Source organism: Streptococcus infantis (genome assembly GCF_047460875.1).
Taxonomy (GTDB): domain Bacteria; phylum Bacillota; class Bacilli; order Lactobacillales; family Streptococcaceae; genus Streptococcus; species Streptococcus infantis_AA.
This window is the reverse complement of the sequence record NZ_JASHFI010000019.1, coordinates 1-11,345: the sequence shown is the minus strand read 5'-3', so window position 1 is coordinate 11,345 and position 11,345 is coordinate 1. Positions and strand designations below refer to the sequence as shown.

Genomic DNA, 11,345 nt, shown 5'->3' with positions numbered 1-11,345 from the left:
CATAAATTTTACAATCCAAGATATGATTAAAATATACTATAGAGAGTCAGACTACGCCAAGTATGATAATTCAGCCTGCCAATGGAATCAATTTCTAAAAGACTTTTGTGCAGATGAATTTAGCAATCATTACTCCAACAAGTTAAAAGTTGCGGCTATCCTTTGGAAAGAAGTTAGAGATTCAAAAAATAAAAAAATTTATTCACGGGGACTTCTAAAAGAATATAGCTACAAAATAGAGGAATATATAATTCACTAGATTTGAATTTGACGAGGAGATAGCCATATTAAATATATGTTCTAAAAGGTTTAGAAAAATATGGTATATTATTTTTCATTACAGAAAAAGCCTTTCAATTATTCAATAAAAATATTTTTAAAGGAGACAAGTAAGAAATGAAGAAAATCTATATGTATTTACTAGATACGATGGCAGACTGGGAGAATGGCTACTTTTTACAAGGATTAACACTACAAAAAATGTTGCCAAAACAAGAATATGAATTATGTACCGTAGCTACTTCTAGGAAGCCTATAAAAACTGCTGGTGGTATGACTTTGATTCCCGATATTACATTAGATGAATTAGATGAAAATCAAGCAGCGGCATTGTTGCTGATTGGTGCAGATACTTGGGGCAGTACAGAACAGACAGCTATTCTTGAAGTAGCCAAAAGCTTAATAGAAAAAGGGGTATTGGTTGCAGCGATTTGCGGAGCAACTTTGGGACTTGCAAATGTGGGAATATTAGACACACAATACCATACAAGTAATGCTTTGTTTTTCTTAACAGGTATGTCATCGAATTATAATGGAGAGCAATATTATAAAGATGTCGCTGCTGTAGCTGATGATAATTTAATAACAGCAAGTTCCGCTGGTTCGTTGCTTTGGGCAAAATATATCTTTGAAAAGTTAGAAATATATTCTTCTGAAACCATAGAAGCATGGTACAACTACTTTTCAACAGGAAAGGCAAGTTATTTCGGAGAACTAATGAATACATTTTCCAAATAATCAAATTCCAGTTTGTCGAACGGAATATAAAGTATTAAAGACGATAGAAATAAAAAAGTCTATTGGTAGCATTTTGGTAGCTAAACAGACAAAATATCTATTTTTCTTAAAACAAAACCAAAAAAGAATGTTGATTTGTCAGCATTCTTTTTTATTTCAAATGTATTCTCGGAATTAGAAAGTGGGGGTTATATTTTAGTTGCTTAAACAATTTGTAAGCGTAAGACTTGCAGAACTCTACGTCATTTTTGTATAACTGACTTCGATTTACGTTTTTTCATACAGAAAATGCGCATTTTTGATGCTGACATGACAATTCTGAGCGTTTTTCAGATATCTTCGCAAGTAACTTATCGCTAAAAACCCTAGAGCCTCAAGGACATACGCAATTTTATTGATACAACTTTCCGAAAAAGACCAATTTTTCGGAAAGTTGTGATGATAACAATTTCAGGTAACAAAAATACTACATATTTTTCAGAATTAAAACTTTATTATTCTTGTTTATAATTTTGATATTCTTCAAATAGTTTTTCGAACAAGTCTTTGTTGTAAAAAAAGATATAATCAAAGTCTTCAGTTTCACTAGAAGCTATTTGAGGGATAACTTTTGTTTTATAATCTTCAGCTAAATCTGACTCTTTACTATCTAATTTTAACATGAGTTCAAGGGGGACATCTTTCGCTTTAAAAATATTTTCTAATATATAAAAATTGTCTTGATCAAGTACAGCTTCACGTAAATTAGCTTGTTTCGGATTTGTTAATATTTTATAGATATCGTATAGATCTCGAGCACGTGTTTTATTACCGACTAACTTGTAATCTTCGAGCTGCTGACAGGATGCTCTTATTTTCTCATAGACAAGCATTAGTGGACTATATAAATAAATAGTTGTCCCTTCTAAATCATAACTTTTTTTATCAGCAACATACTCATCATAGCTCAAATCTATTTCTATCTTTTTACTATTGTTTTCTAAATTTTCTCCGTATTTACTTAGCTCCTTCATTTTATCAGGATCCTGTAGCTCTATTTTATCTTGATACTTTTCTGTATCGACTATCGCAAAAGAAATCTTATATCCTCCCCAAAATGGAGGCAAGTCTTCTTTCCTTTTTTTAGGCTTTTCAATGAACTCAAATCCAACAACTAAAAAACCAACTTGCTGAAAGGCATCTGAAATTAAATCTTGTAATTTTTTCCCTTCGTTCTCTTTTTCATATCTTATAGATTCTTTGATTGAAAAATCTAAATCCTGAGATGAGCGATCAGTTATGTTATAAAGTTTTAAAGCATTGCCACCTTTTAGAACTAAATTTTCCTTCAGGTCACTATCTGAGTAAATTGCTTTTAAAATGGTATTTCTAATTTCATCTGGCGTCATAAGTATCCCCTATAAAATACTGTATTCTACTCTAATTATATCATTATCGAATAGACAATATATGGAAATCCTCTTGTTTTTAAATTTTTTTATTGTATAATTAAGCTATGGTATATATACCATAGCTTAAGGTTATAAATTAAAAATTAAGTTAAGGTATGGTATATATACCATACCTTATAGAAAATATTATTTATAAAAAAATAACTCAGGAGTTTGCTTAGATGGCACTTACAGATTATGAAATTGAAAAGATTTTAAAAAAATATGATATAAAAAAAGACATCTATGGTTTTATAAAATATTCTGACGAAATTGTATTAGAAGCCCAAATGAATTTTGGAAATATTTTAAACAGAACGTCTATAATATCAATTATTAAAAAATTTAAAGAGGAGTTCGAGGAAGGTAAAAACACAGGGAAACTTAAGTCAAAGGCTACATTGAATAAATTTATCGAGATTGTCGTTGATAAGCTCGAGCTTTTTAAATCCATAAAAATCATGAATGAATATAAAGGTGATTATATAAATCGTTATGTAGCATCTTATACCTACGTTTCTCCTTACGAAATTGCTTTGTCGTTACTATCTAATTCTTTTTTATCTCATTACAGTGCTATGTATATCCATGACTTGACTATTAATGCCCCTAAAGATATCTATATTAACAAAGAACAATTCCCAAAAAGTTCTTATTCAGGAGACGGAAATAATCTATCTCAGGGACGGATTGACTATGCATTCTCAAAAAAAATGCGACGTACCAATATGATTTACTCTTTTAGTTATGACGGCACATCTTATAAAGTACACGTTCTAAATTCAAAAAACACTCATAATACAGGCGTTATAACTAAGGACCTCATTGGCTTTTCAAAGCCTATCAAAACCACAAATATTGAGAGAACGCTAATTGATGCTATGGTAAGACCTGGGTATAGTGGAGGTGTTTCTGAAATTCTTGATGCCTTTATTCGGGCTGAAAATATAAATATTAAAAAGATTTGGGAGTATCTAGAAAAATTTAATCATTCTTACCCATATTATAAATCACTTGCGTTTTATTTGAAGAATGCAGACTATGATTACAAGTCAGAGTTTGAGAAATATAAGAATGATCCTAGAAATCATTTGACATTCTATCTTGACTATCAAATGGTAGCCCCAAAAGAAGATAAGGAGTTAGGGATACTCTATCCAAGAACCATAGATGATATTTGTAGAAAATAAAAAAATAGAGACTTCAAATTAAGTCTCTATTTTTATTATTGAAAATCTTTCTTTCCCTAAAAAACTTCATTCCTATCAATCACTGGATATGGATCTTGATTATTTAGAATCCTATTTAAACAATCTATACTTGACTGTAGATGAAGTGAAGTAAGCACATCGAGCGGTTGCTTTTTGCTTACTTTCTTGATCTAAAAGTCTTCTTCTGACTCTAATTCTTGTTGTTTTCCCTCATCTTTTGTGATACAATAGCATCAATTTTTTCTAGGAGGATAATATATGGCTTCTACTATTGGTATTATAAGTTTATCTAGTGGGACTATGGGTGAAGACTTTGTCAAGCACGAAGTGGACTTGGGTATTCAACGTCTCAAGGACCTCGGACTCAATCCTATCTTTCTACCTCATTCGCTAAAAGGCTTAGATTTTGATCATCCGTACTCACTCGAGCATAGCCAAAAATCATAAAAAAACCTCCTTAATTTTATAATTTAAATGTACCATAACTCATTAAGTATAACTATATAGGAACTATGAAAAAGGAACGGATTTTGGTACTTGATTTACTTAAAAAACATTTAGAAAAAGCAGGAAAATGAAAAGGTACCATAAACGGTCGTTTATGGTACCATTCAAATTTATCCTTATTGTACAAAATAACAGCGAAATTTTTAAATCTATTCCTTATCGATACAAATTCCCCGTAGGCGCTAGGGACCTCTTTAGCTCCTTGGAAGCTGTCAGTAGTATACCTAATAATTTATCTACATTCCCTTTAGTAACGTGTAACTTTTCAAATTTACAAAAGCGACTCATAGAATTATTTCCTCCCGTTAAATAATAGATAACTATTAAAAATAGACAATACTTGCTCATAAGTAACGGTACTTAAATTGTTTACTTTGGCGTGTTTCATTGCTTGATGAAACTGATTTTTAGTAAACAGTTGACGATATTCTCGATTGACCCATTTTGAAACAAAGTACGTATATAGCTTCCAATATTTATCTGGAACATCTGTGGTATGGCGGGTAAGTTTTATTAAGACACTGTTTACTTTTGGTTTAGGATGAAAGCATTCCGCTGGCAGCTTAAGCAATTGCTGAATCGAGACTTGAGTGTGCAAGAGCAACCCTAGTGTTCGGTGAATATCCAAGGTACGCTTGTAGAATCCTTCTTCAACAATCAGATAGATGTCAGACGCATGGCTTTCAAAAACCACTTTTTTAATAATTTGTGTGCTTAAATGGTAAGGAATATTCCCAACAATTTTATACCTCTGTTTGTTAGGGAATTGAAACTGTAGAATATCTTGGTGAATTAAAGTGACACGAATGTTCAGTTTTAATTTTTCTGACGATAAGTTGAATAGATGACTGTCTAATTCAATAGACGTTACCTGTTTACTTATTTTAGCCAGTTTCGTCGTTAAATGCCCTTTACCTGTTCCAATTTCGTAAACGGTATCGGTTTCTTTTAAATTCAATTGTTTTATTATTTGGTTGAGTACTTTTTCACTCGTTAAAAAGTTTTGAGAATATTTTATATTTTTGTTCATGTAATCACTCCTGAAGTGATTACATCTATAAATAAATACAGAAGTTAAACGATTTGTTTGTAATTTTAGTTATCTGTTTAAAAAGTCATAAGATTAGTTACTGGTAGGAATTAATCTAACGTATTTATTTATCTGCGTAATCACTGTTTTTAGTCTGTTTAAAAAGTCATAAGATTAGTTACTGGTAGGAATTAATCTAACGTATTTATTTATCTGCGTAATCACTGTTTTTAGTCTGTTTCAAAACAATAGATGTTTTATCTACATTACGCATTTGGAATACCAACATGACGAATCCCTCCTTCTTAATTACAAATTTTTAGCATCTAATTTAACTTCAATTCCTATTATACAAAATTTTAAGATAATGCACTATCAACACACTCTTAAGTTTGCTTCTAAGTCTTATTTCCATAACTTTAGGGTTAACCATACGCAAGACCAATCACTCTCGGACAATACTCATGATTTTAATGATAAAATCCATGTTAAACCCATAGATAAGAAATACACCTGCAATAACCGTTACCTGTTTGTGCCAATTTAAAAATGCACCACTTTTTTATAATTAAAACGGTTGAAAACTGTACCACTAATAACTCACAATAGAGAGATGTCACCGTCAAGTTAAATGTACAAAATAACAGCGAAATTTTTAAATCTATTTCTTATCGATACAAATTCCTCGTAGGCGCTCGGGACCCCATGGATGAAACCTTCTATGACGACTATAAAGAGGCACTATTGAATATCATTGACAACAATATCCCGATTATCTATAATCTGAATGTTGGCCATGCCGCACCAAGAGCGATTGTTCCTTTTGGAGTCCACGCGTATGTAGACGCAACGGAGCAAGTCATTCGCTTTGACTATAACAACGAAAGTTGAGATGAATTTCTCAGCTTTTTTCTGTATTCTCAAACAATCAATATCCGATTGTTTTTTCTTTTTTTAACACTCCATTATTTCCATCTAAACAATCTTATTTGAAATTGCTGTTTTTATTTAGGAGTGGAGTATAGTCCAAACTATGGAGCAAATGTGTACCAGAGTTCCCCCCCTCTTGAGCCCTCGGCAGAGCGTTTTAGTTTTGTACGTTGCGCAGCAATGTCAAAACTACAAAAACGTTACTCTTTGACAAAGAGTAACAGAAACTCTGCTTGATCCGAGATAGATACTTTTATTTACAACTGATTACATATCGACAATAGTTGGCGTGGAATAGCGATAGCCCCACGCCGTAGCCCAACATTTTGGGCTAAATGTTTCTCTTTAAGCTACTAAAACTCTATAGAAATCCATAGATTTAAAAATCATGGACTTATATAGTGTTCCATGAATTTTAAAAAGATGGACTTATATAGTAATCCATGAATTCTGAAAAGATGGACTTATATAGTAATCCATGAATTCTGAAAAGATGGACTTATATAGTAGTCCATAAATTCTGAAAAGATGGACTTATATAGCGTTCCATAAATTCTGAAAAGATGGTCACTATATAAGTCCATTTTTTAAAAAAACAAATACTCAAATAAATTTGTTAATTACGTTTTTAACGGAAATTTTAAAAAATTTTTATTATATTTTGCTTTTTGTGGCATACTACTATCACAATAGTAAGAGAGGAAACATACTAATGAATCAAATGACCATTTCTTTCAAAACAAAAACTGGCATGACAAATATACGTCATAATAACAGAGATCTGAGCGAAGAAGAATTTAAGAGTAATGAACACAAGCATATTAATCGTGCATTGTCCCACGAAAATATCACGATTATTAAACGTGACATAAAAGAAGTCTATCACGATGAATTTGACGATGCTTTAAATACTTATAATTCAAAGCAACGGAGGAAGGATAGAAAAATTGAAGACTACTACAAACACGTTAAAAAATCAAAGACATTAGATCTGCAACGTGAATTTGTAGTCTCAGTAGGTAATAAATCTGACTGGGAAAAAATGGATTTCAATAAAAAAAGAAAGGTGGGAGAGGCTCTAGCAAGCTACGTAAGAGATTTTAATGAACGGCACGATCATTTAGTCATCTATAATGCAGTTGTCCATTTAGACGAAGATGGAGCTCCTCACGCTCATTTTAACGTTGTTCCTATTGCTGATGGATATAAAAATGGTCTTTCGAAACAACCATCTTTTTCAAAAGCTCTTCTCCAGGAAGGATTTAAAGAAAAAGGCCGTGGCCAACTTAAACAATTTCGTGATCATGAAATTGATAGGATTCAATACTTTATGAAAAACCTTAACATCGAACGCAAGTTAGGTAAGACGAACGATATTAAGGATATGCGAGAATATAAAGAAACTATGCGACAAATTGAATTACAGAAGCAGCAAGAAGAGAGGGAGCTGCAGCACTTGAAGAATAAGGTCGCAAACATGTCTGAAGAGTTGGATAAAGCAAAATTAGAAGATGAAACTATCAATGCTATGTTGCGTCTTAAAATGATCAGTGAAACTGAAGTAGATAAAAGTCAATTTGAAATCAAAGAGCGAGGGCTATTTAATAACCGTGAACGTGTTGTGATTGTTCCTGAAGATGAGTTTGATAGAATAGCCATGAAGGCGAACTATAGCCCATTGTCGAATTTGTTGAACGATTTTAAAGAGTCTATTCTTCAATTAGGGTTCATTAAAAAGTTACATTCTACAATTTCATCTTTAAAGAACGTAATCAAAGAACTGAAAGCAGAATTCCAAAAAGAGAAAACTAAATTGGAAAAAGAGAATCGAAATGCTTGGGATAAGTATTTCAAGGCTAAGGAAGAAGCTGATACTTATAAACGCTTTAAATCAGAGTTTGAAAGATATTTATCTGAAGAGGAAAAAAATGAGATCTCAGATAAAATCTATGAACGTCAAGAAGCTGAAATTGAAGGAGGTTTGTGGCAAGATTTTGATTTAGATCGTTAGATAAATTAGGGGAACCTTTATTCTTTTCTCCTCCTCAGTATGTAATAGTAATAGTAATAGTAGGAAGGGATTTAAGGGGCTAAAAACCCTATAACAGAGGGATTCTATTTATTAAAGTAAACGAAAATGCGGGGTAAAGTAAACGAAAATGCGGGGTAAAGTAAACGAAAATGCGGGGTAAAGTAAACGAAAATGCGGGGTAAAGTAAACGAAAATGCGGGGTTTAATTTTTGTGTTCGTCATTTCGCTATTAAAAACATTATATAAGAAAAACGCAACTATGTCACACCGAAATTAAGAATGGTTGTTTTTAGCGAAAAAAAGTGCTATAATATATTTAACAATAAAATGAGGGCACAAATGTCAGAAAAAACAACTGCTAAAGAAGTAAAACAGATACATAATGATAACGAGGAAGTCTGGAAGTTATCAAATATAGAAAGATCAGAACTTGCTAAGAGTCGGAGTTTATTGATCACTAATCTTGCCAATAAGATGAATTCTTCTCAAAATGTACTATTCTCATTTGCATTACTTAATGCAAATATTGAAGATGATTTTGCTGAATCAGAGTTTTCATTAACCGATTTGAGGAAGTTTTTAAATAATCAAAATTATCAAAAATATGATACTAGAAGAATTTTAAAAGATTTAAAAACAATTGCCGAAAATAGTCTTTTGATGATGGATGAAGAAATGGTTTCAAATCCTCAGAATGGGAAAGCTAAAGGAATTTTGATTTTTAGTGACTATTCATATAATCGAGGGATGTATCATCTTACTTTCAATTCTACCCCGATTGGTAAGGAACGTTTAACTCCTATCATTGATCTTTTACGTTCGAAAGAGGATAATCCATTAATTTATAATCTTGCTACTTTCTCAAAACTTAACTCAAGGGGCCAAAGTTTGTACGAGCATTTATTAATTGCAACTGCTCAAGATAAGAAAAAACTCAGCCTCAGTTTAGAAGAATTAAGAGGACTTTTTAAAGCTAATGGAAAGAGTATGGAACGATTTAATGCTATTAAAACTAAACATTTAATTCCAGCGATTGTGAGCATTAATAAAGATACTGATCTAGATGTAAAAATGGAACCCATTAAAGAAAGCAGACGTATTGTTGGAATTAATCTTTATTGGTCACAAGAGAAAGTTAAATTACCTTCAACTGAGAAACAGATTAGTCTTATGCATGATTTTTATGTTCAGCTAAGCAAGTTAAATCTTACAAGTAAAGAAGATGTTGTCTTATTGAGTCAACTTAAAGATCCTCAACTGCTTGATAGAGAACAAGCAAGCAAAGCAATCGCTAAAGCTAAAAAAATCAGAGATACGTTTAAATCTGATCAGAATTTGATTGAAAATCAGAAAGAAAATGTAGAGTTATTAGAGCAATACACAGATTTTTTTAATAAGTTTCCAAATGTAACCAATTCTGTAAAAGAGTCTATTGTAGCAGCAATTCTAAAGTTCTCTGAAGAATGTAGGGAGCAATTACTTGAGTATGCTTACAATTTGTATCTTCAGAATGGAGCTAGCTCACTTAATTATATTGTGACAACATTGCAGGAATGGTCAGATAATCATGTAACTTCATTAGCAGATGCTAGGAAGCTACATGATGATACCTATGGCCCTTCATACGAGCCTTTGCCTAACCCTGATGATGTAAAAATCAGCCCAGAGTTTGAAGCTGCTATGAATCTATGGTCAGATAAACAAGGGAAGGAAGGAAAACAATAATCAATTTTTAAAAGCAGCATTAAACTGCTTTTTTTGCTGCTTATTTAAGCATTTTCATGAAATTATGTGTGTAGAATTGTATAGAATGTGCTACAATGTATCTATACATAGTGCTATATTTGTGTAGCAAATAAAAACAGCTAGGAGAAAAAATGAGCGTTCAAATCAGTGTGAGAGTTTCAAAAGAACAAAAGGAGAAACTTGTAGAACTAGCTAAAAATGAGAACAAAACAATTACACAATACATAGTCGATCGCTGTATTGTAGAAGAGAGCTATACAGATGCTAGCAATGTAGATGATGCTAGCAATCGTGTAGAAACTGTATTGCAGGAGCAAATTGAGCAAATTCGTGCTGATTTTGAGACTGAACGTAACTTTTATGTTTCTCAAATTGAGCAAAAAGATAAACAAATTGCTGAAATGTTAGAGACTAATAACAATCAACTCCAGCTTATTGGAGCACTGACTATCAAAAATGAAACATTACTTTTAGAAACAAAACAAAGCTGGTGGCAACGTTTATTTTCAAAAAAATGACAATGGATCTTGCTCTATAAGAGTAAAAGACAATATAAAAAGCCCGACTAGATGCAGGACTTACTCAATTAGAAGTTGCTGAAAAACTAGGTGTAGCTCAAGCCCAGTACGCTAGGTGGGAAAACGGGGGAAGAAATCCAAAAGATGAAACAGTAGAAAAGCTAGCTGAAATTTTTGGTACATCTTTTGAAATTTTAAAAGGTCGCGATGATGGGCTAGAAGAAATCGTTAGTTTATTAAGAGAGTATGAACTAACTGAAGAAGACAAACAAGAAATTATTATTTTTTTAGAAAATTTTCTTGCTAACAAGAAAGATTAATATAGTGCGAGGAACTTACAGTAATTACAAGATTGTAATATTTTCTGTTATACCTTTATGTGGCATGGTTATATGTAGTATAATAAGATAAACTTGGAGTTGTAGAGGTGAGCATTTGGAAGAAAATAGACCTGATTTTAGAGATATAAAATCATTTGAAGAATTTAACAGATACTACTGGTATCGAGAAGAGCTTTCACAAATTTGTAAGCACCTTGGATTAGAATACAGATGTACAAAAAAAGAATTAAATCATATTATAGAACAATATTTTAAGGGAAATAGAGTAGAAAAATTTTTGAGGAAAAGAAACAAAAATCAAACCGAAATAATAACCCTAAATACATCATTACTTGAATGTGGGTTTTCCTTTAATCAGAAATTTCGTGATTATTTTTCAGCTGTAACAGGTGTTAATCCGTTTAAATTTAATGCTGATATGGCAACAGCTTGGCGAAAAGTAAAACGGGACAACAACATAAATTTTACAATCCAAGATATGATTAAAATATACTATAGAGAGTCAGACTACGCCAAGTATGATAATTCAGCCTGCCAATGGAATCAATTTCTAAAAGACTTTTGTGCAGATGAATTTAGCAAT

The 11,345-nt window shown here is 31.8% G+C and carries 9 protein-coding genes and 5 pseudogenes; 10 read left to right on the top strand and 4 right to left on the bottom strand.

Translation table 11 applies throughout. The annotated features are described in order from the left end of the window. A pseudogene (locus tag QM887_RS09700) lies at positions 1–259 on the top strand (hypothetical protein); the annotation flags it as partial. Positions 260–396: 137 nt separating this feature from the next. Beyond that, on the top strand, positions 397–1,017 hold the full coding sequence (locus tag QM887_RS09695; protein WP_006149547.1) for a DJ-1/PfpI family protein: 621 nt from the start codon (positions 397–399) through the stop codon (positions 1,015–1,017). A gap of 494 nt (positions 1,018–1,511) precedes the next feature. Here the strand turns inward: QM887_RS09695 and QM887_RS09690 are convergent, their stop codons facing one another. After that, positions 1,512–2,405, bottom strand: a complete 894-nt coding sequence (locus tag QM887_RS09690; RefSeq protein ID WP_115253929.1) for a nucleotidyl transferase AbiEii/AbiGii toxin family protein — start codon at positions 2,403–2,405, stop codon at positions 1,512–1,514. Between the two features lie 224 nt (positions 2,406–2,629). Between QM887_RS09690 and QM887_RS09685 the strand changes: the two genes are divergently transcribed. Continuing rightward, the gene (locus QM887_RS09685) at positions 2,630–3,637 is read left to right on the top strand and encodes a type IV toxin-antitoxin system AbiEi family antitoxin domain-containing protein (RefSeq protein WP_006149553.1); all 1,008 of its coding nucleotides are present in this window, start codon (positions 2,630–2,632) and stop codon (positions 3,635–3,637) included. 279 nt (positions 3,638–3,916) lie between these two features. Next, a pseudogene (locus QM887_RS09680) lies at positions 3,917–4,075 on the top strand (LD-carboxypeptidase); the annotation flags it as partial. Between the two features lie 382 nt (positions 4,076–4,457). On the opposite strand, the gene erm(B) reads toward QM887_RS09680, so the two are convergent. From erm(B) to QM887_RS09665, 3 genes and pseudogenes are all read right to left on the bottom strand, one after another. Then, positions 4,458–5,195, bottom strand: coding sequence for a 23S rRNA (adenine(2058)-N(6))-methyltransferase Erm(B) (gene erm(B), locus QM887_RS09675; protein WP_001038790.1), 738 nt, complete (start codon positions 5,193–5,195; stop codon positions 4,458–4,460). 205 nt (positions 5,196–5,400) lie between these two features. Beyond that, a complete protein-coding gene (locus QM887_RS09670) occupies positions 5,401–5,484 on the bottom strand; it encodes a 23S rRNA methyltransferase attenuator leader peptide ErmL (RefSeq protein WP_033602770.1) in 84 nt (27 codons plus the stop codon). Positions 5,485–5,532: 48 nt separating this feature from the next. Further along, positions 5,533–5,616: pseudogene (locus tag QM887_RS09665) on the bottom strand (MLS leader peptide); the annotation flags it as partial. Positions 5,617–5,807: 191 nt separating this feature from the next. Here QM887_RS09665 and QM887_RS09660 point away from each other — a divergent pair. The 6 genes and pseudogenes from QM887_RS09660 to QM887_RS09635 all read left to right on the top strand — a co-directional run. Further along, positions 5,808–6,086: pseudogene (locus tag QM887_RS09660) on the top strand (LD-carboxypeptidase); the annotation flags it as partial. A gap of 751 nt (positions 6,087–6,837) precedes the next feature. Then, positions 6,838–8,136 (top strand): plasmid recombination protein, encoded by a 1,299-nt coding sequence (locus QM887_RS09655; protein WP_414271415.1) that lies wholly within the window; start codon positions 6,838–6,840, stop codon positions 8,134–8,136. 360 nt (positions 8,137–8,496) lie between these two features. Then, positions 8,497–9,882 (top strand): DnaD domain protein, encoded by a 1,386-nt coding sequence (locus QM887_RS09650; RefSeq protein ID WP_025170229.1) that lies wholly within the window; start codon positions 8,497–8,499, stop codon positions 9,880–9,882. Between the two features lie 152 nt (positions 9,883–10,034). Beyond that, entirely contained in the window at positions 10,035–10,421 is a 387-nt protein-coding gene (locus QM887_RS09645; RefSeq protein ID WP_313967414.1) for a hypothetical protein, read from the top strand. A 16-nt stretch (positions 10,422–10,437) separates the two neighbouring features. Next, positions 10,438–10,741: pseudogene (locus QM887_RS09640) on the top strand (helix-turn-helix transcriptional regulator). Between the two features lie 115 nt (positions 10,742–10,856). After that, on the top strand, positions 10,857–11,345 hold a 489-nt coding region (locus tag QM887_RS09635; protein WP_414271414.1), incomplete at its 3' end, for an SAP domain-containing protein.